The 26,910-nt window shown below is 63.1% G+C and carries 33 protein-coding genes; 31 read left to right on the forward strand and 2 right to left on the reverse strand.

Features of this window, described 5'->3' with window-relative positions; all coding sequences use genetic code 11:
• Positions 1-22 precede the first annotated feature (22 nt).
• The 9 genes from SAMIE_RS05930 to SAMIE_RS05970 all read left to right on the forward strand — a co-directional run bounded on the left by SAMIE_RS05930 (position 23) and on the right by SAMIE_RS05970 (position 11,110).
• Entirely contained in the window at positions 23-1,114 is a 1,092-nt protein-coding gene (locus SAMIE_RS05930) for a hypothetical protein (protein WP_013846911.1), read from the forward strand.
• Between the two features lie 8 nt (positions 1,115-1,122).
• Positions 1,123-1,953 carry a PRTRC system protein B gene (locus SAMIE_RS05935; RefSeq protein WP_013846910.1) on the forward strand — a complete coding sequence of 277 codons (831 nt, stop codon included), beginning with the start codon at positions 1,123-1,125 and terminating at the stop codon, positions 1,951-1,953.
• Positions 1,950-2,609 carry a PRTRC system protein A gene (locus SAMIE_RS05940; protein WP_013846909.1) on the forward strand — a complete coding sequence of 220 codons (660 nt, stop codon included), beginning with the start codon at positions 1,950-1,952 and terminating at the stop codon, positions 2,607-2,609. Before SAMIE_RS05935 ends, SAMIE_RS05940 begins: the two co-directional genes overlap by 4 nt.
• Positions 2,599-3,357 (forward strand): PRTRC system ThiF family protein, encoded by a 759-nt coding sequence (locus tag SAMIE_RS05945; protein WP_013846908.1) that lies wholly within the window; start codon positions 2,599-2,601, stop codon positions 3,355-3,357. The genes SAMIE_RS05940 and SAMIE_RS05945 overlap by 11 nt, the downstream gene beginning before the upstream one ends.
• A 112-nt stretch (positions 3,358-3,469) precedes the next feature.
• Positions 3,470-3,745: a hypothetical protein gene (locus tag SAMIE_RS05950; protein WP_013846907.1), complete on the forward strand. Its 276-nt coding sequence runs from the start codon at positions 3,470-3,472 to the stop codon at positions 3,743-3,745.
• Complete coding sequence (locus SAMIE_RS05955) at positions 3,742-4,026, forward strand: hypothetical protein (RefSeq protein WP_013846906.1); 285 nt, start codon at positions 3,742-3,744, stop codon at positions 4,024-4,026. The genes SAMIE_RS05950 and SAMIE_RS05955 overlap by 4 nt, the downstream gene beginning before the upstream one ends.
• A gap of 60 nt (positions 4,027-4,086) precedes the next feature.
• Positions 4,087-4,566 (forward strand): hypothetical protein, encoded by a 480-nt coding sequence (locus SAMIE_RS05960; RefSeq protein ID WP_013846905.1) that lies wholly within the window; start codon positions 4,087-4,089, stop codon positions 4,564-4,566.
• Positions 4,567-4,587: 21 nt separating this feature from the next.
• Positions 4,588-5,826, forward strand: coding sequence for a hypothetical protein (locus SAMIE_RS05965; RefSeq protein ID WP_013846904.1), 1,239 nt, complete (start codon positions 4,588-4,590; stop codon positions 5,824-5,826).
• 121 nt (positions 5,827-5,947) lie between these two features.
• Positions 5,948-11,110 (forward strand): lactate dehydrogenase, encoded by a 5,163-nt coding sequence (locus tag SAMIE_RS05970; RefSeq protein WP_066699141.1) that lies wholly within the window; start codon positions 5,948-5,950, stop codon positions 11,108-11,110.
• A 49-nt stretch (positions 11,111-11,159) separates the two neighbouring features.
• Here SAMIE_RS05970 and SAMIE_RS05975 read toward each other — a convergent pair whose 3' ends face one another.
• Complete coding sequence (locus SAMIE_RS05975) at positions 11,160-11,456, reverse strand: type II toxin-antitoxin system RelE/ParE family toxin (protein ID WP_013846902.1); 297 nt, start codon at positions 11,454-11,456, stop codon at positions 11,160-11,162.
• Entirely contained in the window at positions 11,446-11,697 is a 252-nt protein-coding gene (locus tag SAMIE_RS05980) for a type II toxin-antitoxin system ParD family antitoxin (RefSeq protein WP_013846901.1), read from the reverse strand. The genes SAMIE_RS05975 and SAMIE_RS05980 overlap by 11 nt, the downstream gene beginning before the upstream one ends.
• A gap of 226 nt (positions 11,698-11,923) precedes the next feature.
• Between SAMIE_RS05980 and SAMIE_RS05985 the strand changes: the two genes are divergently transcribed.
• The 22 genes from SAMIE_RS05985 (at position 11,924) to SAMIE_RS06090 (ending at position 26,832) form a co-directional block, all read left to right on the forward strand.
• Positions 11,924-12,400, forward strand: a complete 477-nt coding sequence (locus tag SAMIE_RS05985; RefSeq protein WP_013846900.1) for a hypothetical protein — start codon at positions 11,924-11,926, stop codon at positions 12,398-12,400.
• Entirely contained in the window at positions 12,397-12,702 is a 306-nt protein-coding gene (locus SAMIE_RS05990; RefSeq protein ID WP_013846899.1) for a hypothetical protein, read from the forward strand. Before SAMIE_RS05985 ends, SAMIE_RS05990 begins: the two co-directional genes overlap by 4 nt.
• A gap of 187 nt (positions 12,703-12,889) precedes the next feature.
• Entirely contained in the window at positions 12,890-14,137 is a 1,248-nt protein-coding gene (locus SAMIE_RS05995; RefSeq protein ID WP_013846898.1) for a hypothetical protein, read from the forward strand.
• A gap of 259 nt (positions 14,138-14,396) precedes the next feature.
• A complete protein-coding gene (locus tag SAMIE_RS06000) occupies positions 14,397-15,113 on the forward strand; it encodes a DNA methyltransferase family protein (RefSeq protein ID WP_119034653.1) in 717 nt (238 codons plus the stop codon).
• A gap of 141 nt (positions 15,114-15,254) precedes the next feature.
• Positions 15,255-15,950, forward strand: a complete 696-nt coding sequence (locus tag SAMIE_RS06005) for a DUF5983 family protein (RefSeq protein WP_013846896.1) — start codon at positions 15,255-15,257, stop codon at positions 15,948-15,950.
• A 75-nt stretch (positions 15,951-16,025) separates the two neighbouring features.
• Complete coding sequence (locus SAMIE_RS06010) at positions 16,026-16,673, forward strand: hypothetical protein (RefSeq protein ID WP_013846895.1); 648 nt, start codon at positions 16,026-16,028, stop codon at positions 16,671-16,673.
• An 11-nt stretch (positions 16,674-16,684) separates the two neighbouring features.
• Positions 16,685-17,146 (forward strand): hypothetical protein, encoded by a 462-nt coding sequence (locus SAMIE_RS06015; protein ID WP_013846894.1) that lies wholly within the window; start codon positions 16,685-16,687, stop codon positions 17,144-17,146.
• Between the two features lie 43 nt (positions 17,147-17,189).
• On the forward strand, positions 17,190-17,951 hold the full coding sequence (locus SAMIE_RS23540; protein WP_013846893.1) for a hypothetical protein: 762 nt from the start codon (positions 17,190-17,192) through the stop codon (positions 17,949-17,951).
• Between the two features lie 167 nt (positions 17,952-18,118).
• Complete coding sequence (locus tag SAMIE_RS06025) at positions 18,119-18,313, forward strand: hypothetical protein (RefSeq protein ID WP_013846892.1); 195 nt, start codon at positions 18,119-18,121, stop codon at positions 18,311-18,313.
• A 131-nt stretch (positions 18,314-18,444) separates the two neighbouring features.
• Positions 18,445-19,926, forward strand: a complete 1,482-nt coding sequence (locus SAMIE_RS06030; protein WP_013846891.1) for a DUF3560 domain-containing protein — start codon at positions 18,445-18,447, stop codon at positions 19,924-19,926.
• Entirely contained in the window at positions 19,923-20,441 is a 519-nt protein-coding gene (locus tag SAMIE_RS23550) for a hypothetical protein (protein WP_013846890.1), read from the forward strand. Before SAMIE_RS06030 ends, SAMIE_RS23550 begins: the two co-directional genes overlap by 4 nt.
• Before the next feature lie 2 nt (positions 20,442-20,443).
• The gene (locus SAMIE_RS06040; RefSeq protein WP_013846889.1) at positions 20,444-20,884 is read left to right on the forward strand and encodes a hypothetical protein; all 441 of its coding nucleotides are present in this window, start codon (positions 20,444-20,446) and stop codon (positions 20,882-20,884) included.
• A gap of 319 nt (positions 20,885-21,203) precedes the next feature.
• Complete coding sequence (locus SAMIE_RS06045) at positions 21,204-22,733, forward strand: ATP-binding protein (RefSeq protein ID WP_232037381.1); 1,530 nt, start codon at positions 21,204-21,206, stop codon at positions 22,731-22,733.
• 74 nt (positions 22,734-22,807) lie between these two features.
• Positions 22,808-23,398, forward strand: a complete 591-nt coding sequence (locus SAMIE_RS06050) for a DUF1419 domain-containing protein (protein WP_013846887.1) — start codon at positions 22,808-22,810, stop codon at positions 23,396-23,398.
• A 43-nt stretch (positions 23,399-23,441) separates the two neighbouring features.
• Positions 23,442-23,978: a hypothetical protein gene (locus SAMIE_RS06055; RefSeq protein ID WP_013846886.1), complete on the forward strand. Its 537-nt coding sequence runs from the start codon at positions 23,442-23,444 to the stop codon at positions 23,976-23,978.
• A gap of 2 nt (positions 23,979-23,980) precedes the next feature.
• Complete coding sequence (locus tag SAMIE_RS06060; RefSeq protein WP_013846885.1) at positions 23,981-24,451, forward strand: hypothetical protein; 471 nt, start codon at positions 23,981-23,983, stop codon at positions 24,449-24,451.
• Between the two features lie 84 nt (positions 24,452-24,535).
• Positions 24,536-24,964: a hypothetical protein gene (locus SAMIE_RS06065; RefSeq protein ID WP_013846884.1), complete on the forward strand. Its 429-nt coding sequence runs from the start codon at positions 24,536-24,538 to the stop codon at positions 24,962-24,964.
• Entirely contained in the window at positions 24,961-25,161 is a 201-nt protein-coding gene (locus tag SAMIE_RS06070) for a hypothetical protein (RefSeq protein WP_013846883.1), read from the forward strand. Before SAMIE_RS06065 ends, SAMIE_RS06070 begins: the two co-directional genes overlap by 4 nt.
• A 13-nt stretch (positions 25,162-25,174) precedes the next feature.
• Complete coding sequence (locus SAMIE_RS06075; protein ID WP_232037383.1) at positions 25,175-25,417, forward strand: hypothetical protein; 243 nt, start codon at positions 25,175-25,177, stop codon at positions 25,415-25,417.
• Between the two features lie 28 nt (positions 25,418-25,445).
• Positions 25,446-25,640, forward strand: a complete 195-nt coding sequence (locus SAMIE_RS06080; RefSeq protein ID WP_013846881.1) for a hypothetical protein — start codon at positions 25,446-25,448, stop codon at positions 25,638-25,640.
• Positions 25,637-26,185, forward strand: a complete 549-nt coding sequence (locus SAMIE_RS06085; protein ID WP_013846880.1) for a hypothetical protein — start codon at positions 25,637-25,639, stop codon at positions 26,183-26,185. Before SAMIE_RS06080 ends, SAMIE_RS06085 begins: the two co-directional genes overlap by 4 nt.
• A gap of 122 nt (positions 26,186-26,307) precedes the next feature.
• On the forward strand, positions 26,308-26,832 hold the full coding sequence (locus tag SAMIE_RS06090; RefSeq protein ID WP_119034652.1) for a hypothetical protein: 525 nt from the start codon (positions 26,308-26,310) through the stop codon (positions 26,830-26,832).
• Positions 26,833-26,910: the final 78 nt, after the last annotated feature.

Raw genomic sequence — 26,910 nt, forward strand, 5'->3', positions numbered from 1 at the left:
ATCGAATGGATCGAGCCCGGCAATGGCGACACATCCGAATTCACCCAGCCAATCTGCAGCGAGCAAACCCAGGCGCTCCACGCGTGCATCCTTCTCGCGTCCGGGGACGGCGGGAGCAAGGCTCCCAGGCCGCTCCCGCCGCCACCGGGCCTGCGCCTTCCACCCCTCGGCTGACCTCGCGGGGCGGGCCGTTGCACTGTCCGGCGACATTCCCGCCCTCTTCGATGCTCCACTGGCGTCCCATCACAAGCTGATAGGCCGCTGGGCCACGTCTCGGGAAACGACGGCTAAACGCTATACTCGCGACCAGGCGCGCCAGCGCATCGAACGACTGTTCGACAAGGCGGTGCTCGACATTCTGGGCTCCGTCGAATTCGCGGACTTCAGGGTCGCGGTTCTTCACGGGAACGAAGGTTATCCGCCGGCTATCGCGGTGATCTGCGACAGCATGGGGCAACTCGACCTCGGATGGATCGAAGACAGCGATGCGCCCATTCCCTGGCGCGCCGCAGCCTACAAGGCCCTCGACGATATGCTGGGCCGCGCCCTTCCGATCTTCGGCTACCAGGACCTCTTCGATGAAATCTCTATGTACTATTGGGACGGCGCGACCGATGATGAAACCGCGCGGCAGTGGATCGTCGAATATCAGGGCATGGATCCTGACGATATCGAGGAACTCACTCTGCCATCCAACATGGAGTCTCGCCGACCCGATTGGATGATCGCGGCAAACGCGGGGGCATCGGCGGAACTTCCGAACGGCTTACACCGGAAACTGGAGGAACTCCGCAAGGCGTACGCCGCTCTCGGGAAACTCCGACCGGAGCGCAGCGCCTGGCAATTCGATATCGAGATTGCCCAAGAGTATCTCCCCGGCATCGAGGAATGCTCGACATTGCCCCCGCTGACGCTCGTTCCGGTCGAGCAGTTCGCACGCGAGGTCGATGACGTCGGACGCCACGGGATGGAATACGGCTTCATGGACATCGCCGGCTTCTGCCCTTTGCCAGATTCAGTCCCGATCGACGACTGGTTCGCGTCCTTGCGTGTCGGCGCGCGGTTCCTGCTCGCCGCGCAGGACCTGATCCAGCTCGATCCAGCCAACCTTTGAGGTTCCTTATGTCCGACCACCGCACCCAGTTCGAAGCGACCGCCGGCGGCCTCGCGCTGACCAACGCCATTCTCCTTTACCGCAGCCAGCCGATCCGCAACGCCAGTCCCTATGCCACCGCTCGCGCGGGCGCCGCCGCATTCGCCAGCATCCATGCGATCGAGCATGACGATGAGGGAAAGCCGATCATCGGCGCGGGCACATCGCTGTCGCGCGCGCATCTGCGTCAATGGACCGAGGCCCTGGGCCGGACCGCTCTTCCCGAATTCCTGCCTGACAATGTGCTGGTCGCTCATCCCGACATGCTCGCATGGTGGATCCCGACCCAGGTTCGCCCGGCCTATTTCGCTCTCACGGATCCGCCCGCCGGCCTGCAGGTGCTCGCCGCGCGAACCACTATGCCGGTCCCGTATCCGCCGCATCTGTTCATCGCGACCCGATCGGGGTTCGGCGTTTACGCCTTGCCGGCAAACGAACGCCCCGGCATCGATACCCCGGTGCTGCACTCGCCGGTGCTCAATGTCTATCTCGACGGGCAACTTTGCTGGGGCAACATTCCGAAGCCAAAAACGCTGACGACAGCCTCCATCCCGGAATTCGAGCGCGGGGTGTTCGATAGCTGGTCCACCCACCCCAATCCCGGACAGGAACTGACCATCACCGGCAAAGGTGGTCTGGTTCGGCTCTGGGACGACCTCGCCGCGCGCAAGGCGAAGCGCTTTCCGGTCAGGCGTCTCAGGCCATTCGATCCCGGTCGGACACGACAGGCCTCCCGGCGAGCAACCCGGACCGATCCGATGACTCTCGGAAAGCTCATTGCGAGAGGGGCGAACCAATGACCGTGCTTGCTGACGATCCCACTGCGGCCGCGGTCCTTGCCGCCGTGCCCTGTTATCCGGTTCCGCCGCAGGGGCGATCGCCGGCCCTCGACGCGCTGCGCGCTGCCCGCGCCGGGCGCGGCCTTGCGATCGGGATAGACGGCGTCATGCTCGTCCTGCGCCGGCCCTGGCTGGAACTCGATTTCCCGATCACGACGCCGCTTTCCCTCCACGTGCCCTATGGCAGCACGGGCGCCTGCCGCGCCGAACTGCGCTGCGGGCTCATTCCACGCGAGCATCTCGATCATATTCTCGATCATTTTCGCGCAGCCTTGCCCAATGAAGCCGCGGCGTTTGTTCTCTGGAACGAAGCGACCCGGGAATTCGCAGTGGAGTTTCCGGTCATCGACGAAGCCACGCCCTCGCGCCTCGTCTACCGCACGCCGGTCCCGCAGCCCGATTGGCATGTCCTCTGCGATTTTCACAGCCACGGGGTCGGTCCCGCCTTCTTCAGCACCACCGACGATGCCGATGACGCCCATGCGACGAAGATCGCGATCGTCGTCGGCTGGCTCGGTGACCCCGGCGGCCCGGTGATGCTCGCGCGCCTTTGCGCCGACGGCATGTTCCTGCCGTTACCACGGAGCCCGTTTTCAGGAGACCGTCATGCCGACTGACCTCACGGATCGTCATTATCTGCCCGCCGGGTTCGATAATCGCACGATCAACATCCTGCTGGTCGGTTGCGGCGGAAACGGCGGGCAGATGCTGATGGGACTCGCCTCGCTCGACACCGCGCTGCGCGCGATCTCCTCGCGATCGCTGCATGTCGCCGTGATTGACGACGACATCGTGACCGAAGCCAATCTCGGCAGGCAGCCATATTACCGGGGCGACGTCGGCAGTTCCAAGGCCCGCACGCTCACCGAACGGATCAACCTCGCACACGGCCTGGCCTGGCAGGCAGTGCACGGCCGCGCCCCTGAAGCCATTAGTATGGATGGCGCCGACATCGTCATCACCTGTGTCGACACGGCATCGGCCCGCCGCGCGATCGGTGCCGCGCTCGCCGAATGCGGGACCGTTCCCGCCTATTGGATGGATCTCGGCAATCGCGCGAGCGACGGGCAATACCTCATAGGCTCCCCGGAGCACCGTTCCAACAAGCACCGCCATCGCCTGCCGACCGTGCTCGAATATTTTCCCGAACTCGCCGACGAAAACCTGCCCGACGACGATGCCCCTTCCTGCTCGGTCGCCGAAGCGCTTGAACGCCAGTCGCTGTTCGTCAACCGCGTCGTTGCGAGCCATGCCCTGGCGTTGTTGTTCGACCTTCTCGGACGCGGCTCCATCGGTCACGCCGGCGCATTCCTCAACCTCGCCAGCGGTCAGGCCGTCCCGATCCCGTTGCCGCGCGGCGACTGAACCTACCCGCATCACCCCGTGTCAGTCGGCCTGCACCGGCCGGAACCGCACGCCAGTCCGGCGGAGCGGCGGGAGAATCGCGCCTTCGCAAATTCACACAAGGAGACCAAACATGGCGTCACTTTCCCAGAGGGGCTGGACCCTTCATTATACCATTGGCCGGGTGCTGGCCGCCAAGGTCAGGCCGGGGGATATCGTCCCCATGCCGGGTGGGGCCAACGATTTGATGGTGCTCGGCGGACGCGCCCCGCAGCGTGCCAACGACCGCGGCAGCGTGTTCGTGCGCGATCCCCTCGCTGAGACCAGTGATTGCATGGAAATGCCGCTCCGGGCGCTCGGAATGGTTTGGATCAGCGACGCCGGTGGCTGGTCGGAGCTCCCGGCATGAGAGGGTTTCATGTCCATGTCTATACGACGATCAGAGTCAAGGTCGCGGTGACCGCCGATGATCATGCGGACGCCATGCGGCAGGCTGACGCGATCGTCGGACGCGGGATATTCCCCGTTCGTCTCCTTCCGAACGCCGCTGGTGTGCTGGAGGCGGAGCCGGCTGAAGAGGTCACCGGCTATCTGGTCGATGAAACCGACGATCCCGAATTCGAGAACAGCTGCTCTTACGATGCCGAATACCGGCCTTGCGGCGCGGGCGACAGTCCGGGCTGCGCCTAGAAAGGGGGAGAGGGAACAGGGGAGGGTGCTCCGCATGATGGAGCAGTCTGGAGAATCCCCATGCAAATCGAACTACGGCGTATCTCCTACAGCGCCGCGCTATCGCAGGAAACCGCGGCTTTCTCGGCGGAAGTCTGGATCGAAGGCGAACTCGCCTTTCATGCCCGAAACCAGGGAACGGGCGGAGCGGACTTCTATCACCAGGTTGGCCGGTGGACCGTGGCCGAGGTCGATGCCTGGCTCAAGGCCAACCGGCCGGTGCGCACCCTGGATGAAAATCTCGGCTGCGACCATGATCTCGAGATCGAGGTAGCCGACCTTCTCGCGCGCGAACTCGAGTCCCGGCGCCTAAAGCGCCTTTTACGCACCAACATCGTCACGATCGAAAACGATCAAATCCTGCAATATCCGCTGCGCAAGCGGCCGCTCGCGATCGTCGCCCGCGCCGTGTGCGCCACCAATCCCGCCGCGGTCATCGTCAACGACGCCGGCGACGCGGTGTTCGCGCGCGCGCTCGACCTGCTTCTCGCCAGCCGCTGACATTCCAGGCCGGAGATCGTCATGACCGACAGTTTCGATCCCGCCGATGCGGGATGCTGGATGGCGCGCGGCCGTCCGGCTCATCACGCCCATGCGTTGGCCGATGCCTGGCGCCGTTTCCCCGACCTGCCGAACGATGCGCCCCTCGACGCCCGCATGGCGCGTTCCCGCGAGCGGGTTCAGGCGCTTCGTCCCCTCAACGAAGCGATCGCCCAGGAAACCGAGCGCCAGCGCGTGGCCGCGAACTTTGCCTGCATCGAGCGCCAGATCGCCCAGGGCAGCACCGACAGCCGAAACCCCGCGATCCTCCACGGCCGTGACGTCCATGGCTATGGCTGGGATGCTGCCGTCGCCTACGCCGACGGACTCTACGCTGCCCGGGCGGGATGGGAATCCAGGCCGCCGTCGCCGCCACGACCGGGGGATCCCGATGTCCGACGACCTGCCTACCGCCACGGATTTCTGGATGGCGGCGGCCAACCAGACGACATTTTCGACGTCGCCCGTCGAGCTTTCGCTGCCACACCCTCCGAGCCCAATCGCACCGAGAATGCGCAGCCGGGACGGCCGCTCCCCAGCGAGTGGTCGCACCCCACCGACGTCCCGGCACCGGCATCCTGGCATCGCCGCGTCCTTCTGCTCGGCGCGACTGAACTCGCGACGGGCACAATCGGCATCCTGGCCATGCTACGCGAACGACCCGGACACGAAGCTATCGCGCTTTATGCCGTTAGCGCCGAAACCGGGCTCCGCCCCTTTTCGCTCTCGTCCGGGCCTACGCCTGCCGACGCGACGGTGACGCGCCAGACTCTGCGCCAAGGCGACTATTCCGATATTCTCGTCGTCGTGGACCCCACTGAACTCGAACGGCTCGATGCGGACGCCGATATCCTCCCGCTCACCCGAACAATGGAGCGCACGCGCAATTCGGCGCTGCAACAGCGAGCCCAGTTCCGCCTCTGGCTCGCACGAGGCCGAGCGCCCGGCGATCAATTTGCCGGTGGCCATATCCGCTGGAGCAAGATGGCCGCCGGGCTGTCGGGCCGCCTCGGGGATTTCACCGCGCGCTATGCCGGTCCGGCGCGGCCCCGCGGCCACCGGATCATCGTCGAGGACATGAGCGGCAGGTTGGCGCTCGGATACCGCACGCCGCTCGGCCGCGAACTCCAGCCCGAGATCGTGATCGGCAACAAGGCGCATGCCCGGACCGCGATAGCCGATCTGCTGCGCCAATATGCCGCGTCGCTTCGTCTCGGCTGACCTGACGCCTGAAACGACGCCCGACCCGGGGCTTCCCATCACGCCCTGATCCCCGACCAGCCCGACACGCTTGTGGGCCGCCGCGCTGCGCCCGCGAACCCACCAAAAAAGGAAGCATTCCATGCGAAACAGTGCATCCGCGCTGGCTCTCCAGCTATGCCTCGACTTCGACCAGCCCGCCAGACCGCCCGATCCAGCGCCCGATGCAGCGATCGTCTCCCAGCTTTGCGAGCCCACGCTCTTCTCGCTGGCACCGGCGGAGGTGCTTGCCGATCCGCCTCCGGCCGAACCCATCGATTTCTCCTTCGCCGCCGGTCGGGTGCTGGCGTCGTCATGGAAGGGCCGCGCGCAGGACAATATCGAGGCGATCCGGCTGCTGAACCTCTTGGACCGCGAACAACGAGGGGCGACGCCGGCCGAGCAGGAAGCCATCGCGAAGTTCATCGGCTTCGGCGCCTCCGAGCTTGCGAACAATATCTTCGCCGATCGCGCGGGCACATTCCGCGATGGCTGGGAGGAACTGGGGCAGGGCCTTGCCGCGGAGACGACCGATGCCGAACTCCAGTCGCTCAAGCGGGCGACGCAATACGCCCATTACACGCCCGAATATATTGTCCGCGCCATGTGGGATGCCGCCCGCATCCTCGGCTTCACCGGCGGCCAGGTTCTGGAACCCGGATGCGGCAGCGGCCTGTTCATGGGGCTGCGGCCCGACTGGCTGGCGAGCGACACGATGTTCGTCGGCATCGAGAACGATCCCGTCACCGCCCGCGTCGCGAGCGCGCTCTATCCGGGGCAGATCATCCGCTGCATCGATTTCGACAAGGCTTCGCTGCCGCGCGACTTCGACCTCGCCATCGGCAATCCCCCGTTCTCGAACCTCAGCATCCAGAACAAGACCAGCCTCGGCCGGCTTGGCCTGTCGCTCCACGATTTCTTCATCGCGAAATCGCTGGAGCATCTTCGCCCCGGCGGCGTCGCCCTGTTCGTGACCTCGCGCTATTCGCTCGACAAGAGCGACCCCAAGGCCCGCAGTCATATTGATACCATCGCCGATTTCCTCGGCGCGGTGCGTCTTCCCGGCCGGGTCATGCGGCAGGAAGCGGGCACCGATGTCGTCGTCGATATCCTACTCTTCCGCAAGCGCGAGCCAGACAACCTCGGCGCCGGACACAAGTGGATCGATCTGGCCGATATTCCCGATAGCGACGAGGGCGAGGGACCGCTGCGGATCAACCGCTATTTCCTCGACAATCCTGGTCATGTCCTTGGGCGCCATGAATGGAAAAGCGGCCAGTTCGGCATGGACTATCACTGCGCCGCCGAGCCGGGCATCGACCTTGGGCAGGCTCTCATCGCTACCCTGTCGGGAATCGCATCCCGATACGAAGGCACCTGCCGCCCCATCCATCGCACGACGTCGCTGCGTGACCGGGTCGACGTCTCGCTCGACCTTGAGATCGGTACGGCGGCGGATGAGGCCGAGTTCAAGGAAGGCAGCTATCTCGTATCGGGCGGCGTTCTGCACCAGATCGTCGACGGCATGCCGACCGTCGTCGATGTCAAATCAGGGCGAGGCACCACGGGCCTGTTCGGCAGGCACGCCAGTATCATCAAGGCGCTGATCCCGATCCGCGATGCGGTTCGCGCGATCCTGCGGGCGCAGCTGAACGACCAGCCCTATGCGGCGTCCCAGGAGAAGCTGCTCGCGCACTATCGGCAGTTCACGAAGAAATACGGCCCGATCAACCGGACCATCACCAGCATCCGCGCCGATCCCGACACCGGCGCCGAGAAGGAATATCAGCGCCGCCCGAACCTCCAGCCTTTCCTTGACGATCCCGACGTCTGGCTGGTCGCGTCGATCGAGGCCTATGACGAGGCGAGCGATACCGGCACGCCGGGCGCGATCTTCACCGAACGTGTCGTCAAACCGCCAGTCGCCCATGAAATCCACTCGGCGCAGGATGCGCTGGCGGTGTCGCTCCACGAGCGCGGCCGCGTCGATCTCCCGCTGATCGCCGGCCTGCTCGGCGTCACCGAGGCCGAGGCCCTCGCGGATCTCGCCGACGACGTCTATCTCGACCCCGTCCGCACCACGCCCCATTTCGACAACTGGGTTACGGCGGACGAAGCCCTGTCAGGACCGGTGCGGACCAAGCTCGCTCTTGCCCGCGAGAATGCCGAAGCCGATCCGCGCTTCCATGCCGTCGCCACCGCGCTCGAAGCGGTCCAGCCGGTCGACCTCAAACCCAGCGAGATCACCGCGCGTCTCGGCGCGCCCTGGATTCCTACCAGGGTCATCGAAACCTTCGTCGCGGAGATCATGGAGGTCGAGACCACCATCTATCATACCGTCGATATTGCGAGTTGGACCGTCGACAAGCTCCCATTCGCCGGACATGTCAGTTCCACCTCGACCTGGGGCACGGCGCGCCGCGGCGCCGCGGACCTGCTCGAAGATGCCCTCAATTCCCATATCCCCAAGATCTACGATGTTCACCGCGAAGCTGACGGTTCGGAGCGCCGCGAGCTCAACGTCACCGACACCGAAGCCGCCAAGGAAAAGCTTGCAGGCATCAAGTCGACCTTCGAGACCTGGGTCTGGCAAGACAGCGAACGCGCCGATCGCCTGGTCCGCATCTACAACGACGCCTACAACAACCTCGTTCCCCGGACGTTCAACGGCAGGCATCTGACGCTTCCGGGCGCGTCGACCACCATCCAGATGCGCGACCATCAGAAGCGCGTTGTCTGGCGGATCGTCGCCGCGGGCTCGACCTATGTAGCTCATAGCGTCGGCGCGGGCAAAACCTTCAGCCTGTGCGCCGCCGTGATGGAGCAGCGCCGTCTCGGCCTTGCCAACAAGCCGATGATCGCGGTGCCCAATCATTGTCTCGCGCAGATCGCGCGCGAGTTTCTGATGCTCTATCCCACGGCGCGCATCCTTGTCGCCGACGACACCAACTTCATCAAGGAGAAGCGGCGGCGGTTCCTGGCCCGCGCGGCGACCGGCAACTGGGACGCGATCATCATCACCCATGATGCGTTCAAGTTCATCCCCACCCCGGCAGCCTTCGAAAAGCAGCTGATCGAAGACCAGCTCGCCAGCTACGAGGTGCTGATCACGGGCATTCAGAGCGACGATCGCGTCTCGCGCAAGCGGGTCGAGCGCCTGAAGGAAGGACTCCAGCGGCGGCTAGAGAACCTGCAGGCCCGCAAGGATGACCTCGTTCATATCGGCGAGATCGGCATCGACCAGATTCTGGTCGACGAGGCCCAGCAGTTCCGCAAACTCACTTTCGCGACCAATCTGGGCGACCTCAAGGGCGTCGATCCCGCCGGCTCGCAGCGGGCATGGGATCTGTTCGTCAAGGGCCGATACCTTGCCGACATCAATCCCGGGCGCGAACTGATCCTGTCGTCGGGCACGCCCATCACCAACACGCTCGGCGAGATGTATACGCTGCAGCGGTTCATGCAGCCCGACGAACTGCACGCCAAGGGCTTGCACGAGTTCGACGCCTGGGCCGCGAACTTCGGCGACACGCGCACCGAACTCGAACTTCAGCCGAGCGGCAGCTACAAGCCGGTCACGCGCTTCTGCGAATTCGTCAACGTCGCCGACCTGATGGCGATGTACCGCAGCGTTGCCGATGTCGTACTCAAGGACGATTTGCGCCAATATGTCCGGCTGCCCACCATCAAGGGTGGCAAGCGCAAGATCATCGTCGCCCAGTCCGGGGCGCCCTTCAAGGCCTATCAGAAGGTGCTGGCCGGACGCATCAAGGCGATCGAGAACCGCAGCGGGCGACCCCAGAAGGGCGACGATATCCTGCTTTCGGTGATCACCGACGGGCGGCATTCGGCGATCGATCTCCGCTTCGTGGACCCCATGATGGGGAACGAGGAGGGCAACAAGCTCAATCTCCTGATCGAGAACGTCCATCGTATCTGGCGCGATACGGCCGACAATCGTTACACCGACCCGGAAACCGGGCGACCTTATCCGCTGCCCGGCGCCGTGCAGATGATCTTCTCCGATCTCGGCACCGAGAACGCCATCGAGACACGCGGCTTCTCCGCCTATGTCTGGATCCGCGAGCAGCTGATCGAGATGGGCATACCGGCCGATCAGATCGCCTTCATGCAGCATTATAAGAAGAACAGCGCCAAGCAGCGCCTGTTCAACGACCTCAATCAGGGGCGCAAGCGCATTCTCATCGGCTCCACGCCCACCATGGGAACGGGCGTCAACGCGCAGCAGCGCCTCAAAGCCCTGCATCACCTCGACGTTCCCTGGATACCCTCTGATATCGAGCAGCGCGAAGGCCGGATCGAGCGCCAGGGGAACCAGAACGACGAAATCGAGCTATACGGCTATGCGACCAGTGGCTCGATGGACGCGACCAACTGGCAGATGCTCGAAAGAAAAGCCCGCTTCATCAACATGGCGATGTCGGGCGATCGCTCCATTCGCCGGATCGAGGATGTCGGCTCCAACGTCAATCAGTTCGCGCTCGCAAAGGCGCTGGCGTCCGGCGACGATCGCCTGATGCGCAAGGCTGGGCTCGATGCCGAGGTCGCAAGGCTCGAACGCCTGCGCGACGCGCATATCGACGACCAGTATAATATCCGCAGGACCATCAAGCGAACCGCGGACGCCATCATCGACGGCGCCAACCTGATCGCGAAGCTGGAGGCCGATATCGCACGCCGGGTTCTTCCGCGTCACGACGAGGTCCTGTTCGATTGCGGCGGCACCATGGTCACCGACCGCAAGGCCGCCGGCGAACGCATTCTGAGGCAGGCCTTCGAATTGCGACTGCACGGCGGCCAGGCCCGGCAGTTGCTCGGCACCGTCAACGGCATCGATGTGGAACTTTCAGGCTATGAGGCCGTGGACGACGATGGCGAGCGCGGCATCCGCACGTCTGTCGCGGCACTCCACCACGGCGAGCGTAACGCGTTCGAAGTATCCGACAAGACGCGATGGACCACGGCGCTGGGCCGGCTCGAATCCTCCATTCTCAATCTCGACGCCGAACTTGCCGCCGTGCAGGCCGATCTCGAAGCGAACGAGCGGCGCCTTCCGGCCTTCGAGGCGCGTCTCGACCAGGAGTTTCCCGACGCCGCCTTGCTCGAGGACAAGTTGCGGGAACTCGCGGAACTGGAGGCTGACCTGGCGACGACCAAAGGGGAGTTCGAGCCGGGGAACGATGAGGACGCAATCCTGGCACCGCCTTCGAGCAACGAAGGCGCTGAGGTTCCGCAAGCGGCCTGACCGGCACCAGTCATAGAGCGAGACCTGTTCCACAGGCGTGAACGCAATTTCAGGAAAGCTGGTCGGATGCCTGCCAGTCTTCCCGTCCATGACGGACGCCGAGGATCAGGATGTCCTGTCCTTCGATGATATAGACGACGATATGGGACTTGTAGGGATGTGCCCGGACCGGTGGTGAAATTTCCGCGCGCGCTCTTGCCGAATAGGGAAAGTCGGAGAGAAATCCAAAAACCCGATGCAAACCGGCCTGATATTTTTCCGCGACGGCTTCTCCTAATTCTCCGACGCCGCCGACATATATACCGATGAGATCCTTTTCGGCGTTACGCGTGAGTCTATAGGCCATGACCGACGCCTGCGCGACGCCGGGCTTCCTTCATCATGTCATCGATGGAATTGGGACTTATGCCGGAGGCGAGAGACTCATCGACCATGGTCTGCATGGCTGCGATCTTCTCCCGCCGCTCCTGGTCGCGACGGATCAGGTCGCGCACATAATCGCTGGCATTGCTGTATCTGCCTGTCCCGGCCTGACCTTCGACCCATTCCTTCATCGCATCGGGGAGGGAAACATTCATTGTCGCCATGGGAACACCTCTAAGAGACTATATGGCATATTTGGCAAAGATTGTCAAAATCAGGCGGGCAACGAGAGCCGATCATAGACAAAGCGCATCTCTCAGCGTTGTCCGTATGCCTGCGGATGAGCGCACCGGCGAACCCACCACGATCCCGCAGCATAGTTGAACACTGGCCGCGGAAAAACCCGCTTCGCCAAACCTCTGTCCCATCTCCAATCGAGGAGTCACCCGCATGGAAATCACCTTCCACTTCGGTGCCGCCAGCCATCCCGTCAGCTGGATCCTCCACGCTGCCTACGGCTCCCACTATGGCGTGGCGCTGGCCGCGGCGCACACCTGGCATGAACGCATGATCGCCTCCGCGCGAAACGGAACCCCGGCCGGCGGTCAATTCGTGATCGCGGTCAAGGATGATGCGGTCGTTCGGACCGATCTCATCTTCGACGCCGATCATTTCCGGCGGCACCAGGAACCCGACGATTGCTCCTGGTTGTGCCAGTTTCAGTCCTTTCCCCTCGCCATTCCCGAAACCGTCAAGCAGACCGTGACAGAGGCGCTCCGGCGCGAACTGGTCGATGTCGGCTTCCTGATCCCTCGCGCCCAGTGGGAGGAACGATACCCCGAGCAAGCCGAGATGCTGCGCCAGTTTCGCCAGGCGATGCAAAACCGTCTCGGCCCACCCGAGGATGAGGGAATGGACGCACCATGAGCCGGCACGAACTCGATCCGCTCGCGCAAGCGGCCAGCACCCATGGCGCATTGAGCATCGCCATTGGATGGGACGCGCCCCTGAACAGCTATTTCGCGATCGTCCAGCGGGAGGACGACGATGTTGACGATGATGATCGCGACCTTCTCTGGATCGGAACCCGCTACGGCGAAATCCTGGAGCCAGCTACCGTGATCGACGTGGTCCGGCCCTTCGCGGCCATCCGCGATGACCTGGCTGCGACCCTGGGCGCCGATCGCTTCCGCGAGGGCAGCCGCCTGCGTGCGCCCTGGATTCGCTGAAGAGGATCAGCCTGTTTCTGACGTCTCGACGAGCTGACCGATCAGGGTGACGGCGAACACAACCAGGAAAGTCGCCCACGGCATGGACGGCAATAAAGAGTGGAGGGGGAAGCAGGGAGAGGAGCAGGCGAGTGTGTCCGAAGGGACCACGGACCACCAGGCTCTCCCTTCTTCGGAGACATTTCCCATGACCACTCCCAGATCCGCGCCATGGACGGCGCAGGAAATCGCCATTCTGCGCGCCTGGTATCCGGCCGAAGGACATGGCATCGCGCCGCGGCTACCAGGCCGCAGCGTCCATGCCCTGCAGGTCAAGGCCAACAAGCTTGGCTTGACGACGGCCCATAGAAGCTCCGCGCCCAAATCGCGCCTTCAGGGTGAAGCCCTCGATGAGGCCGTCAGACTGCGCGAGGTCGAAAACTGGTCGTTCAGCGCGATCGGCAAGCATTTCGGGGTCTGTGAGGCCAGCGCCTCCAACGCGGTTACGACGGCGCTGTGTGTCCGGCGTGGATACCGTCCCGCGGAGCGCGATCAGCATGGTCGCCTGACCGTCGAAGGTATCGAGCGCCTACGCTATGCCCTGAAGAAGGGCCTCAAGGGCATCGACATCCAGTTGCGCCTCGGCGTGTCGGCGGCCTGCGTTTCCGAGCAGCGTCGCCGATATAATCGGGAACTGCTTGCACGCGGCAAGGCGCTGCTACCACCGCCCGGAGGCGGCCAGGCCTATAGCGGCGCCAGGCTGTCGCCGGCGAAACGCAAACAGGTCGAGCAACTCTTCCTGCAGGGACTTGGCACCCAGAAGATCGCCGAGCACACCGGCGTGTCACGGACGAGCTGCACACGCATCAGGACCCGGCTCTTCCGCCGCCTGCGCCGCAGGGGCGAAGTGCTCCCCGGATGCGATGCCGCCGGGGTCCGCCATGTCCATGCCGAGAGCGCGCGCTTCGTCACCGATGAGCAGAAAGAGCTACTGCGCGCGATGCTCCTCGATCGCATGCCCGTCCAGCGAGCCGCGCGCGAACTCGTGATCGGCGCCTCGACCGCCTATCATCTTCGCGATGCATTTGCCGCTGAACTGGCCGCGGAGGGTCAGGCCCTGCCGCCTCCCCGGCGGCCCGGCCGGGTTCGCCGCACGCCCGTGCGCAATCCGTCCTGGCCTCCGGTCTCGTCTCAGGAAATGTACGCGTTCCGGCGTCTCCTCGGCACGATGGGCTTCGCCGAGGCGAAAGCGCATTGGCAGGACACCCGGCGCGAGGCGGCAAGGGCCGCACGCGAAGCCGCCGCGATGCGCAAGCTCAGTTTCGAGGAGCAGCTTGCCAGGGTCGCATCCGGCGAGCTGGGGATCACGAGCGGTTTCGTCCGGAACCACCTCGAGCCGCGGTTGCCTGTGCATTCGTCGCCGCGAAGCCGGTGCGAAACCCTGATCGACGCCTGATCGGTCGACCGTCATCGTCGCCGTTCCATATCGGCCATCCCGGTCTGGCATGGTGGCGTGCGTCTCGAACGCGTTGCCCGTTCTCGATGTGCGCCATGCACTTCGCGAACCTGGGTCTGCCGGCCCCTGGAGCCGCTGACGTGCGGCCGTCAATCAGGACATCATCATGACTCCTCACGAACGCCACGTCGCAGACGTGACCAGGCTGTTGCGATCCTGCGCCTATTGCCATGATTTGCACCGACTGTTTTCGGATTGCATGGAGGCGAGTGCGATCAGCATCTCCAACAGCATGGATCTGCGCAACCGCGAAGCACGCGAGAAGCGCTATCTCGATATCGTCGGCCAGTATGAGCGCGATATCGTCGAGCTTTTTCCTCAGGTCTTTGCGGAGATCATGATGGCGCTGGAGGCCGAACCCCGCGATGCGCTCGGCACGGTGTATAACAACCTTGAACTATCGAGCGCCGACAAGGGGCAATTCTTCACGCCGTGGCCCATATGTCAAATGATGGCAGAGGCGACGCTTGGGGGCCCGAAGCTGATCCAGGATCTGATAGCGTGCAAAGGTTTTGTGCGCGCAATGGAACCTGCCTGCGGCGCGGGTGCAACGGTTATCGCCCTTGCACAAACCATGCGCGCGCAAGGCATCAACTATCAGCGGCACCTCCATGTGACCGCCGTCGATATCGACGCGCGGGTCGCCCACATGGCGTATATCCAGTTCAGTCTCCTGCACATTCCTGCCGTGGTGGTCGTCGGAAACTCGCTTTCACTCGAAATACGCAGCTACTGGTATACGCCAGCGCACATCATGGGCGGATGGTCGGCGAAACTTGCACGGCGCGATACCGAGCTGATGGCAACCACCGGTCCAATCGAGAATCATCCCGTTCCGATGGACATACTTCTGCCGCCGTCCACAGTGGAACGCCCGGAACAACGTGCCGCGCCACGCCAGCTCAGCCTCTTCTGAGCCTGGCATTGCGACAATGAAATCGAGAAGACCATCGGCATGCCCAAGCCGCTGATGTCCCCCGGCGTTGCGGATCCCGCGACCACGACCGGGCGCGATCTCCGCGCAATTATTCAATCACCCATGAAGAAGGAGATTGTGATGAAAGATCATCCGCGATCCATGCACCTCGATTTGCTGGCGCGCGCCAGGGCTGCGCTGGCCTCCCATGCCGAAGGGGACGCCGACATTGCGGAGATCATCGCCGACCTCGATACCGCAATTTTATCGATCGACCGGGCGCCCGTGGCCTGGTCCATTCCCGTCTATCTCGCCACGATCGGGCATGGCCACGGAACCACCAATGTCGTCGCGGTCAGTTATCGAGGGCTGCAGGTGCAGGTCGCGACCTTCTGCCGCTCACAATGGGGCGAAATCAACGACAGCCGCGATCCGGGGTCCCTCGACGATGCCATGGTGATACGCGACTATTTCAACCTCCATCCCGAAGACCAGCTGACCAGCCGCATGGAATGGATCGATCCCGACTTCGGCTATGATCCCGAACGCCTCGAGATCGGGAACTATATCGCCTTGTCCTCCAGCCATATATCATGGCCGACGACGGAAAAGATCGACGAATGGATTACACTCGATCCGTGCCACCGTCCCGTCAGCATAGCCGATACCCATTATGGCTGGGTCATAGCCACGGCTCCGTCCTCGTTCGGGGATAAATCGGAAATACCGGCTGATCTCTTCCATGCGCTGACATTCGCGCGAGGACTGGGCTGCAACTACCTGATCCTGGACCGTGATGCTTCCACGACCGATCGGCTCCCCTGTTACGAATGGTGACGGTCTGATCGAGGGGGAGGGGGGAGAGATTGAGGCGGGCGTGTGGATGCGCCCAGGCCCCAGGAGTAGAACCTCATGTCCTATGACGCCGCGTTTCGCTTTCAACAGGCGCTCGACCCTTCCGCGCTGACCACGCTTGCCGGAGGGCTGAACGTCCTGATCCAGGCAATCGACGAGTGCCATCGCAACCAGGTCGATGCGGAGTGCGATCCGGCGGTTCTGCTGCTGGCGCGTCATCTCGGCAACATTGCGACCGAGAACCGTCCGTCCCAGGCCGAGTTGCGCCGTGCTTGCGTCGAAGCCGTCGGCGCTGTCGAACGCACGCCGATCCTGGTGACGCTGGCGCGACGCGGCGTCGACTATGACAGCGACGCGAAGGCCATTTTTCACAAACAGGGCCGCAAGGCGATGACGCGGCTCGCCAAGGCGCTCGGTCTCGAACGCGGGCAATTCGAGTTGCGTTCCAACATGGCGGGTATCGCCTGCTCGGGCGAAATTACGATTCATGCCGCTCATCTCTATATCCAGTTCGATCTGGGCTGCATGGGACCGGGCTACGAGGTCATGTTCCGCACCTGCTCGGGGACCAAGGACTATGTCGGTGGCCGCAACCATTTCGCTTCGGTAGCGGAACTGATCGAGCCTGCCAGGCTCGCTGAACGTATCCGCCGCGATCTCGATCTTCCCCAACCGGACGCCGCTGCGACCCGGCTCTTCGCCTGAGGACAGTCACCATGGAAATCATCGTCACCCGTTCCCGCATCGCGGGGACGCTGCCGCACTATGCCTATCGCGCGCTGGTCCCCGCCGACAAGGTCACGGCCGAACGCCGGGCACTGACCGGCACGGTTGCCGGGCCACAACATGTCGGGCGTCTCCCATGCGTCCGTATCGCACCGTTGCTGGCGCCCGACCGCTATTTCACGATGGCGCATGCCGAGCGAGCGGAGTTCGCCTCCGGCATTGCCGCCCTCGGGCGCCGGATCGAAACCTTGATCATCCAGGCCAGCTTCCCGGAGATGACCGCGGCCTTCACACCCATCGTCTTCCAGCTCGACTCCGATCCCGGCGACGCCTTCACCTGGATCGACATCGACGACCTGACGTCCGCTTTCGATCGTCTCGAGCCGAAATACGGCAACCTCACCGCCTTCGATCTCGGCCTTCGTCAGGACGCTGGCCGCTGCGCCGCCTGATGCGCGCACCGATCCCGCATCCACATTACCCGGAGAATTCGACATGGATATTTTCGTCGCCAACGGAACGCACTTCTCAGCACCGTCGAAGATCGCGAGCTATCACGCCAGCGAACACGAAGCACAGATCGCCGCGACCGATATGGTGAACCAGCTCCGCGCCGACCTCGATGCCGAGGGCTTGCCGCCAGTCGATACGAGCAGCTGGCAATTGGGGCTGGTCGGCGTGCAATTCCGCCACCTCACCGCACAGAGCATCGAAATTGCCGACATAGACCCCGATGATCTCGCCGAAACCGCAGGCTTCAATGTGTGGATCGAAAAGGCCGAACTCCAGGGGATATCGGTTCTCGCACTTAACGATCGGCAACTCTCGACCGTGCTTGCCGCGTTGCGCGACCACCAGCGACGCCACTGTGGGTCCGATCCTGACATTGCCAGCAATCTCGGCCGACACGAACCACTGAACCCGGACGAGATCGAGGATCTTTGCATGCGGATCAATGGCGCCGAGCAGCTCCCTCTCGAAGCCAATATCGTCATCACGCTTGATGGCGGTCTTGTTCAGGGTGTCGTCGCCGACCGGCCGATCACGGTGCGCATTGTCGATTACGATGTCGAGGGCGCCGATCCCGACGGCCTCCTCATGGTCCCACAGGACAATGGCGATCCCGTCTCCGCATCCGTCAGCTGTTGGGCAGTTGAGGGCGCCTGCATTGATCCGGAATGGATAGCCCGCCTCGATGCAGCCAATGCTGCGGACCACCGAGCCACGAAGCAGATGACGGCGGAATGCCTGCCATGAGCGTTAGCGGAAACCCGCGGTGAATGAGGTCGGCGTCGAATTCGCCTGAAATGGCGGTTGAGCCGGCCACCTAGAAATCCTGGTGCGACTGGTCGGACGCGCCGGATCGCATGACCCCTTGCGGGTCGTTTCCGACCGCAGCCCTCTACAATCTGGAGAATTTCTGCATGACCACTTCCGATATCGATACCGCAACCGCAGAGCAGCTCGCTCCGGTTGCCTATGCCGCCATTCAGCGTCTCGGTCAGCTCGGCCGCACGGGCGCTGTCGCGCTCGCCGCCCTGGTCGAAGATGACGACGCCGATTTCGAGGAGGGGGCCTCCTGGATTGGCGATCTCGCCGCCGGAGACCTGCGCGAATAGCTCCCCGACACCGACATTCCTTGTTTTCCATGAAGCCCGGCCATCGCGCCGGGCTTCATGATTCCGGGGAACACAGATGCACCGCTTCGCCCCGAAATCTGATGACCGCGGGGCCCTCGAAAGGACGATCGATGATCAGCTTTACCGCAACCTATAGTCCAGAGGACAACAAGATCCGCATTTACGCGTCATCGCGCCTCGATGCGGAAACCTATGCACAGGTCAAGGAGGCCGGATTCAAATGGGCTCCGAAGCAGGAGCTTTTCGTCGCTCCCAGGTGGACTCCGCAACGCGAGGACCTGGCCATCAAACTGGCTGGCGAGATCGAGGCGGAAGAGATGACCCTGGCCGAGCGCGCCGCGATGAAAGCTGAACGGCTCGAAGATCTTGCAGACAAGCGCCATGCGCAATCCAACGCCTTCGCACGCCGCGCAGACGAACTGTCGCAGGCCTTCTATATGGGCCAGCCGATCCTGGTCGGCCATCATAGCGAACGTGGGGCGCGCAAGACCCAGGAACGCATGCACTCGGCCATGACGGCGTCCGTAAAGGCGGAAAAAGCGGCAGGCTACTGGCTCGGCCGCGCCAGCAGCGCCGAGCATTACGCCAGCAGGAAGAATGACCCGCGCGTCCGCGCCAACCGGATCAAGACTTTGCTGGCAGAGCTGCGAGACTTTCAGCGCGGCATCAATAGAGCCCATACGGCACTGGCGATCTGGGACGAAATCACGACCGACGAACAGATCCGCGACGCGCTCCGCAACAGGGATTCCCGTGAACTCTGGTCGGGCTATGATCTCTACTACAAGGTCGACAAGGGCGAGATCGCGCCCGGCGACGCACGGCAACAGTGCATCGACGGGGCAATGGTCACCGTCAATGGCCCCAACCGCCGCCGCTGGATCGAGCACATCCTGCACCGGCTCGCGTTCGAGCGTTCCATGCTGGGCGATGTGCCTCGCTATGATGGCGAGTTCACCCCGGTCATCATCCAGGCCTTTGCCCGCGAGCATGGCGCCGAAAGCCCCAAATGCACCGTGATCGCTGCGGGCCGTTTCCGGCTCGAAAGCCCGGTTCCGCTTCCGGCGCATATCGCGTCGGCATCCTCTCTTGAACTGAACCAGGATGACTGGCGCGACCTGATGCAGGCTTGCGGCTACACCGTGCCGGAGAGAAAGGCTCGCCGGGCGGGTAAGCCGGGCACAGTACCGCTGATCAATCCATCGCGCGAGCAGGCCGAACAACTTCAGGAGATATGGAACCTGCGCATGATCGCAGCCCGCAAGGGCAAGCAAAGTGCTGCCAAGCCCAACGAAGTCCGTGAGACGGAGCAGGCCTTTTATTCGGCTAATTCAAAGGGCGACTATGACGTGTTCAAAACGGTGGAGATAGCTGCCGACGGTCGCCCCGTGCGAATGAAATGGCAGGGGCATGAGCGCGTGCGGTCCGGCGAGCCTGTCGCCCGCATCCGTATCGCTGGGCTCGGCCTCCAAATGTACCAGCCGGACGCCGTCGTCGTCATCACCGACAAACCGGGCAAGCCGTTGCCGATCGACCTCGACGCTCTGGAAGCCGATGCCCGCCATGCCGCGGCCGAGGAGGCCGCAGCATGAAAACCGGCGTCTCTTCCCGGCCCGCAGAGCCATCACGGATTGCGGTCCAGCCGCGCAGCGTTTTCGCACAGGCTGAGATCGTGCCCGCTGCGGAAACCCAACGCCGCGTCATGCCGACGGCCAGTGTCGAATCCGCTCTTGAGACCGCTGCCTGCCTCTGGGAGGCTGTGCTGACATTGCGCGATCATCCCAGTTCAGACCCGGGCGCCATCGCCTTGGCGCTGGCCATCTGCGGAACCTGCAATGCGGTCGGCACAGCTGACCTGCGGTTGACAGTCGTGGGTTGGACCAGCGCGGTCGAGGCGGCGTGGAGCGTGGTTGCCGACAGTTACGATCTGTCTTTCGATTGGGATTACGTGCCAGGCTGGATCATCGATCATATCGACTGGTCCGATCCTGCTCATCCCACGATCAGGCCGGAACCCGTGCCGAAAGATCCCGATCGTGCTCCGACCGACGAACCAGTCACCGCCCAGCCGCCCGCATGGCGGCCGTCTGCCGACGAGGGGAACTGATCATGGGGCGCTCGGTATCCTATCCCAGCGGAGCGCATGTCGCGTTCGCACAGTGGGACGCGGGCTGGATCGAGGACGATGACGATCCTGACACCCGCCATTTCGATGAACTTGCCGCACAGGACGATTGGGACTTCATCGTCGCGGATTTTCGAGAGCAGGTGCTCGCACTCTATCCTTCGGCATGGTCCCATGACGGCTGGATCGACCGTGAAGACCGGATTGTCGCCATGAACGGCTATGCCCGCTTCGGCATTTCGGAATATTGTGGCTGCATCGCATACTGGGTGGTTTTGCGGAACGACATCGACGCCGGCCGGGAAGGGCTGGCAGAACAATGGTTCGACCGGATCGGGCCAAAATTCGAGCAGCGGTTCGCGACGCTTGTCCGTCTGGGCAGCTTCTCCAACGGAGAGTCCGTCTATCGGCGCATCGCCGCCTGACTGCCCGGTCAGCCGATCCCATTTTCGCCCATTCCTCGATCGCAGGAGTCCGTCGACTTCCCGCGTCTCGACCGCGCAATTGCGCCATGAAGGGGAGGGGGCGGGATGTGGGAGCGACGATGAGATCGCTGCATTTCCGGAGACTCACATGACTTTCCCCACCACTATCCAAACCACGGTCGGAGATTCCCTGCTGACAAGGATCACAAGGTTTTTTGACGGATCGGTCTCTGCGTGTCTCATCGAGGCCATCCAGAACGCACGCCGGGCTGGCGCCACCCGGATCGATATTTCCCGGATCGAGAGCGATCGGGGGCCTGTGCTGCGTATTCGTGACGACGGGTGCGGCATCGCCGATCCGGTCAAGTTCCTGACGCTGGGCGACTCCGGTTGGGATGAGAAGATCGCCCGATCCGAAGATCCAGCGGGCATGGGCGTATTCAGCCTTGCGGGGCGCCATGTCACGGTCCGTTCCCACGCGGCCGAACTGGACGCGGCCTGGCAGGTGACCATCACCCCCGACGCCTGGGAAAGCGGCATGCCGCTCGATCTTGCGCCGACGGCCATCGACAAGGGCACCGAGATCGAGGTCGACATGGCCGAAGACTGGGTGAACGCACTCGAGCAGGCAGTGAAGGACGCCGCGCGCTTCTGCCCGGTGCCGGTCTGGCTCGACGGCAAGAGGCAACCCCACGAAAGCTTCCTCGCCGGTGCGGCGCGCGTCGAGAAATGGAACGGGTGCAACATCGGCATCTACAGCGACACCATTCATGTTCCACGCGAATTGGCGCGGATCAACTTCCATGGTCTCACGGTGCCTTGCCGGCTGCCGCATATCCATGACGGGGATGGAGATCCTGGCTGGTATGCCAAGGTCGACATCATAGATGCAGGCCACCTGCAACTCGTGCTACCTGCACGCAAGGAAATGGTGCAGGGGCCCGCGCTCGAGGCGTTGCACGAGGCCTGCGAGGCGGCGATCTTCCGCACTATCGCCCACAAGGGTCACCATCGGCTGTCCCATGCCCATTGGCTGCGGGCCAAGGCGCTCGGCGTGTTCCTCCCTGAAGCCGCGCCCTGGCTCTCGGCCTGGACGCCGCGCACCGCGGAAGCGGATAGCACCATGTTCGGCGAGCGGGTGGCGGGTGAACCGATGATCCTGATGCCGACCGACCAGGCCCATATCGAGCAGTGCGCCGCGCGCGCCCTCGCGTCGGGACAATTGCACGGCGCGACCCCGGTCGAGCCCGTCGACGATTTCGCGGGATACGCCTGGTATGATCAACTTCCGCGCGTGCTCGGATGGTCCTTCCGGGTCGACCGGGGCGAGGGCGACGTCTTCGACTATGCGGCTGATACGCAGCTGTCGCAGGTCCTGGTCTCCGGGCGCGTCGACGCGATCGAACTCGAAATCGCCATGCAGGCGTCAGCCGTTTCCGAGGAACCTGCCGAAATCCTCTCGCTGCCTGCGGATGTGCTGATCGTTCCCGATGACTGCTCGACCGAATTGGAGAACGTCGCCATCCTGCTCAGCGCCGACTGTACGATCACACCCAGCGAACTCGCCTGGCTGCTCGAAGCCGCCTGCTTCTACCACGTCGACGATTGTGATGCCGACAGCTATCATACCCAGCAGGCGGCATTCGACATGCAGGCGCGCTTTACCGCGAACATGTTGCTGCTCGGCGAAGATGCCGCGGTCCTCGAACGAGTCCGCGAGGCGATCCGCGAGCATGTCGCCTGGCTGATCCCCAAGGATCGGGCAATCCGGATGCAGGCTGTCAATTATCTGGTCGAGGCCAGCTTCGCGGACAATGACGACGAGGCCGCTCTCAGCGCCGCCGAATAACCCATTCTCTTTCCGGCCTGCCCGGCGCGTCATCACGCGCGCCGCGGCACGCCATGTCCATGAGGAATCGTCCCATGACCCAGGCTCTGCCATTCAGGAAGATTTTCGACGGCGTCGCGACGCGCGAGCAGATGTTCGAACTGTTCAACCGCGTTCCCGATTGCCCGTTCGAGGATCGCATTTCGGGGAAGGCATTTGAGAATACATGGTTCGAGATTGAACTCGAATCCTACGAATCCATGCTCGGGGAACTGCCGCCGCTCTTCATGCGCGCCGGGATGTTCGCCTGGTCTGAACTCAAGGCCGGTTTCGTCGGTTCGGTCTTCTTCGCCATCACGATCGGACGCAAGCGCTGGTTTACCGGTTATTGCAATCTTGGAGATCGCCATAGCCCCGACGCGATGCGGGCGGCAATCATAGCCCATGAGACAGCCGCCGCTCGGGGCATGAACCGCGAGCAGAAGCTCGAACTGATCTGGTCGCGCACGCACGCTGATTTTCGTGGTCTTGCAGGCGAGGCCGATCCCGATGCGTGGCCCCCGGAAGACCGGGGCAAACGCACGATCGTCATTTGTGAACCGGACGGCGGTTCCGCTTTGAAACTGCTCGAACGCCTTACCGATGATGAGATCGACCACCGGCTGCCGTCCGGGCCGGCGATCTAGCCTGCCGGGTGCTGTTCCATCCTTTCCATCCAGGAGCTGAAAGATGGCCAATCACTATCTGCAAACGGCGTTCGCCATTCCGCTGATGCCGCAGGAAGCAATCCTGCTCAAGGAATGCTTCGCCGTATCGACCCAACTGTCCAGCGACTTCGCCGAACTCTCGTCTAACGGGATGCAAGCGGTGAAGACCTATTACGCGTCGCTTAGCGAGGGATTCAGGAACACCTTCCCGAACAAACCGGAGGAGGAAGATCCTTTCGCGGACTTTCTCGATCTCTGGTCGGATCCGGGCTTTCCCGAGTTCGATGCCGATCTCATCATTCAAGGCGACCCGGAGGCCAAGACACAGTTCGCGTTCATCAGCGGCCATGAAGCCGACGTTCCGGCCCTCGCATCGCTGATCCAGAAAGTCTGCAAATCCGCGCTGCCGTTCGGCTTTCAATGGGCGGAGGTGGCCGACAAGGACATCGCTGACGGTTTCGGAGGCGGCTACTATGTCGTCACCGATACCGAGATATTCGGCGGCTCGACCCGGTGGCTCATGAAGGAGACGCTGCAAACCTTGCGGGCAGGAGCATGATCATGGCGGAACGCATCAACGCACGCGTCACCCTCCATGTCGAGGTGTTCGACGCCAAGGAGCTCTGGCAGCACGCATACGGGACCTACGAGGAGCAGAACGGCACAGCCGATCAGGGCGACTTCGAGGAGATGTACGGGACCGAGGACGATCCCGACATCGGGGAATGCATTCGCATGATCTTCGATCCGGGTGAAAGCCCGCCCTGCCTCCAGATCGAGGATAGCTCGGTCGAGGTTACGCTTGTGCTGTTGGAAAACCGATATCCGCTCTTCATCGCAGATCGCGGCGAGCCTGGGATCATAAGCGCCGAGCCTAAAGGCGCGCATCACCCCGAATATGGCGACGCGCTCGATATGATCGAGCCGGATACCGAGAGGGTATTCGCGCGATCGCAGGAGTGCCTCGACCACCATAGCAACCCGGCGCAATGGATCGAGAGCGTCCGGGCCAGGATGATGAAGCGGCTCTGAGGCCGCCAACAATCCGTCCATCCCCGACATAGCACCGGACACCTCGTGCGCCGCGTCCGGTCGCGCCCGCGAAGGAGATTTTCGATGAACGACGATCAATTCGACGCGCTGGTCGATGACGCTACCCATGCGGTCAACGACCTCATTCCCGACACTGTGCTGGACGGTCTTCGCGATAGTGAAAGGTCGGATCTGCTTTTCCAGATCAATGACGCGCTGACGCCGATTCTGCGCGAGGTAATCGACAGGACCGACAGCGGCAGCGACAATCCGACCCGCTCCAGCACGATTGCTGCTCTGATCTCCGAGCTGCTGGAAACCCATGCCCAAAAGTGTGACGAGGGCGGCGATTGTGCCAATGACCGCCCGCGGCATGTGATCTCGGAAGTTTACGGAACCAGCGCCAATATCGACAGCCTCGCGATCTGCGAGATCGAAATGGGCACGCAAATCTACCTCGTTCTGGACGATCATTCCGCCTTCCGCATCGCCGTGGAGGCGGTCTCCCCATGATCGAGATGCACTTGGCGCTTAGCGCGCTCAGGCGAGTAGCGCTCGTTTCTACCCAGAGCGAACTCGATGCTGCCAGGATGGAAGCCGCCGATATCCTCGATCAGGCCGGTTGGGAGAAATCGGCTCGCATCGTGATCGACAGCATCGGTCGCCCGGTTGCCTCCGACGATCAGGAAGGCCCGTCCCGACAAGGCTGATCCCGCATCGGCTATGCCTGCCTACCGGGCAGCAAAGCTGCCTCACCTCAACATCATGGAGGATATCATGGCCCAACTCTCTCCCCTTCGCGAGCGTTTGGCGAGCGCCGAGCACGCATATGCCTGCGCGATTCAGCGCCGCAGCGCCACCGGCCGCAACCAGTATGTCATCCGCACCGGCAGCCCGCTCCAGCCGTTCCGCGTCACGGAGACCCGGCCGGCGAGGGACGAAAATCTCGTTCTGCACGTCGCCTGAGACAAATCCTATCGTCGAGGAGGCGCCAATGAACGCTGCCGATCGATACCCGATCGAGCCGGGTATGTGGATCAGGACCGAGGAAAACGAGAAGCTCTTCTTCCTGCGATATTCATCGACCGGCCATTGGGGCTTCTTTTCCGAGGAGCGTCATCACACCGCGCGGGAATACAAGCTCCCGCTCGCGGGCCTCAAACCCTGGCACAAGGAACGCCGCCCATGAAAACGCACGCGATGGCGAGCGGCCTTCGGGTCACTCTCAGCAAGACCGAACTGCAGGCATTGCTTGCGCTCGCGCGATACGGCGCTGAACAGATTGCGGCCGCGCACCACTCTTATATCGTGCCCAAGCGACAGGAAGCCGTGGCGGCCGGCGTCATCCAGGGCCTCGAACAGGGTCTGTCGTCGGTCCGCTGGAAACAGGCGGAGGCCAAGGCAAGACGCGACGCACCGAAACGCGAGGCCGAGCGGCGTGCAACGCGCGAGCATCATGCCCAGATCGACGGCTATACCGTTTGGGGGATGTTGAGTGACTGGACCGATCTCTCCGATGACCCCGACCGGCGCCAGTGGGCGGACCTGTTAAATCCTCTGACCGAAGCGCGTGAGCAGGCAGAAATTCGCCGGAATGTCTGGCGGATATACATCAGCAAGGGCAGCGCGGCGGCGGACGATCTCATCGTCTATCCGGGCGATTGCACGCAAACCGCCGATCGTCAGGAAATCGAGGTGCTCGCCCGACGGATCATCGCGCAACATCGAGAATGACGGGATCGCGCCGGCAAGATATGCGCGCGCCCTCGGAGGGGACCACAGGATCGGCCATTGCGAAAGGGCCCGCAAGGAGGGGAGTAGGAGGGGCTGGCGGTGAACTTCCCTGGGAGCTTGCCATGACCGCCAGCGATTCTGCCACATACCATCGCGTATCCACGCCGCCCATATTCATCTCCGGATCGCTCTCCATCCGACAGCTTCCGGCCAGCGTAATGAAGCGGCTCGGCGCCGTCATCGACAAGGAGTTACCCGTCGTGATCGGCGACGCCCCTGGCGCGGATGCGGCCGTCCAACGATTTCTTGCCGATTGCGGTGTGCGTCACGTCACGATCTTCTGCGGAGGTTCCGTCCCCCGGCACAATATCGGCATATGGCCGGTCCGGCAGATCCGAGCAGATGCTCCTGCGGGCACGCGCGCCTTCCATAGCGCAAAAGATCGGGAAATGTGCCGCCTCGCCGGTGTCGGATTCGTCATATGGGACGGAGCGAGTCAGGGCAGTCGCGCCAACATCCGGCGACTATGCGAGCGCGGGCGGTATGTCGTCGTCTATCTTCGCCCTGAAGACCGTTTCGTCACCCTCGCCAGCGATGCGGAACGGATGGCGTTTTTGGCGTCATCTATCCATAGCGATGGAGTGTGATCATGCCCTCTTCTGACATCGACATATTGCCGTCGCGGGTAGGGACAGCGCCTATCAGCTGGCTCCCGATTTTTCGGA

Source organism: Sphingobium amiense (assembly GCF_003967075.1).
GTDB lineage: Bacteria > Pseudomonadota > Alphaproteobacteria > Sphingomonadales > Sphingomonadaceae > Sphingobium > Sphingobium amiense.

Coding starts and splice junctions, on each gene's coding strand:
- SAMIE_RS06050 (WP_013846887.1), top strand. CDS start 22,808: ATGACCCAGGCTCTGCCATTCAGGAAGATTTTCGACGGCGTCGCGACG.
- SAMIE_RS23550 (WP_013846890.1), top strand. CDS start 19,923: ATGAAAACCGGCGTCTCTTCCCGGCCCGCAGAGCCATCACGGATTGCG.
- SAMIE_RS05995 (WP_013846898.1), top strand. CDS start 12,890: ATGACCACTCCCAGATCCGCGCCATGGACGGCGCAGGAAATCGCCATT.
- SAMIE_RS05935 (WP_013846910.1), top strand. CDS start 1,123: ATGTCCGACCACCGCACCCAGTTCGAAGCGACCGCCGGCGGCCTCGCG.
- SAMIE_RS06055 (WP_013846886.1), top strand. CDS start 23,442: ATGGCCAATCACTATCTGCAAACGGCGTTCGCCATTCCGCTGATGCCG.
- SAMIE_RS06000 (WP_119034653.1), top strand. CDS start 14,397: ATGGAGGCGAGTGCGATCAGCATCTCCAACAGCATGGATCTGCGCAAC.
- SAMIE_RS05940 (WP_013846909.1), top strand. CDS start 1,950: ATGACCGTGCTTGCTGACGATCCCACTGCGGCCGCGGTCCTTGCCGCC.
- SAMIE_RS06065 (WP_013846884.1), top strand. CDS start 24,536: ATGAACGACGATCAATTCGACGCGCTGGTCGATGACGCTACCCATGCG.
- SAMIE_RS06040 (WP_013846889.1), top strand. CDS start 20,444: ATGGGGCGCTCGGTATCCTATCCCAGCGGAGCGCATGTCGCGTTCGCA.
- SAMIE_RS05960 (WP_013846905.1), top strand. CDS start 4,087: ATGCAAATCGAACTACGGCGTATCTCCTACAGCGCCGCGCTATCGCAG.
- SAMIE_RS06015 (WP_013846894.1), top strand. CDS start 16,685: ATGGAAATCATCGTCACCCGTTCCCGCATCGCGGGGACGCTGCCGCAC.
- SAMIE_RS06070 (WP_013846883.1), top strand. CDS start 24,961: ATGATCGAGATGCACTTGGCGCTTAGCGCGCTCAGGCGAGTAGCGCTC.
- SAMIE_RS06005 (WP_013846896.1), top strand. CDS start 15,255: ATGAAAGATCATCCGCGATCCATGCACCTCGATTTGCTGGCGCGCGCC.
- SAMIE_RS06025 (WP_013846892.1), top strand. CDS start 18,119: ATGACCACTTCCGATATCGATACCGCAACCGCAGAGCAGCTCGCTCCG.
- SAMIE_RS06030 (WP_013846891.1), top strand. CDS start 18,445: ATGATCAGCTTTACCGCAACCTATAGTCCAGAGGACAACAAGATCCGC.
- SAMIE_RS23540 (WP_013846893.1), top strand. CDS start 17,190: ATGGATATTTTCGTCGCCAACGGAACGCACTTCTCAGCACCGTCGAAG.
- SAMIE_RS05985 (WP_013846900.1), top strand. CDS start 11,924: ATGGAAATCACCTTCCACTTCGGTGCCGCCAGCCATCCCGTCAGCTGG.
- SAMIE_RS06075 (WP_232037383.1), top strand. CDS start 25,175: ATGCCTGCCTACCGGGCAGCAAAGCTGCCTCACCTCAACATCATGGAG.
- SAMIE_RS05950 (WP_013846907.1), top strand. CDS start 3,470: ATGGCGTCACTTTCCCAGAGGGGCTGGACCCTTCATTATACCATTGGC.
- SAMIE_RS05970 (WP_066699141.1), top strand. CDS start 5,948: ATGCGAAACAGTGCATCCGCGCTGGCTCTCCAGCTATGCCTCGACTTC.
- SAMIE_RS05955 (WP_013846906.1), top strand. CDS start 3,742: ATGAGAGGGTTTCATGTCCATGTCTATACGACGATCAGAGTCAAGGTC.
- SAMIE_RS06060 (WP_013846885.1), top strand. CDS start 23,981: ATGGCGGAACGCATCAACGCACGCGTCACCCTCCATGTCGAGGTGTTC.
- SAMIE_RS05965 (WP_013846904.1), top strand. CDS start 4,588: ATGACCGACAGTTTCGATCCCGCCGATGCGGGATGCTGGATGGCGCGC.
- SAMIE_RS05980 (WP_013846901.1), bottom strand. CDS start 11,697: ATGGCGACAATGAATGTTTCCCTCCCCGATGCGATGAAGGAATGGGTC.
- SAMIE_RS05975 (WP_013846902.1), bottom strand. CDS start 11,456: ATGGCCTATAGACTCACGCGTAACGCCGAAAAGGATCTCATCGGTATA.
- SAMIE_RS05945 (WP_013846908.1), top strand. CDS start 2,599: ATGCCGACTGACCTCACGGATCGTCATTATCTGCCCGCCGGGTTCGAT.
- SAMIE_RS06080 (WP_013846881.1), top strand. CDS start 25,446: ATGAACGCTGCCGATCGATACCCGATCGAGCCGGGTATGTGGATCAGG.
- SAMIE_RS06090 (WP_119034652.1), top strand. CDS start 26,308: ATGACCGCCAGCGATTCTGCCACATACCATCGCGTATCCACGCCGCCC.
- SAMIE_RS06085 (WP_013846880.1), top strand. CDS start 25,637: ATGAAAACGCACGCGATGGCGAGCGGCCTTCGGGTCACTCTCAGCAAG.
- SAMIE_RS05990 (WP_013846899.1), top strand. CDS start 12,397: ATGAGCCGGCACGAACTCGATCCGCTCGCGCAAGCGGCCAGCACCCAT.
- SAMIE_RS05930 (WP_013846911.1), top strand. CDS start 23: ATGGCGACACATCCGAATTCACCCAGCCAATCTGCAGCGAGCAAACCC.
- SAMIE_RS06010 (WP_013846895.1), top strand. CDS start 16,026: ATGTCCTATGACGCCGCGTTTCGCTTTCAACAGGCGCTCGACCCTTCC.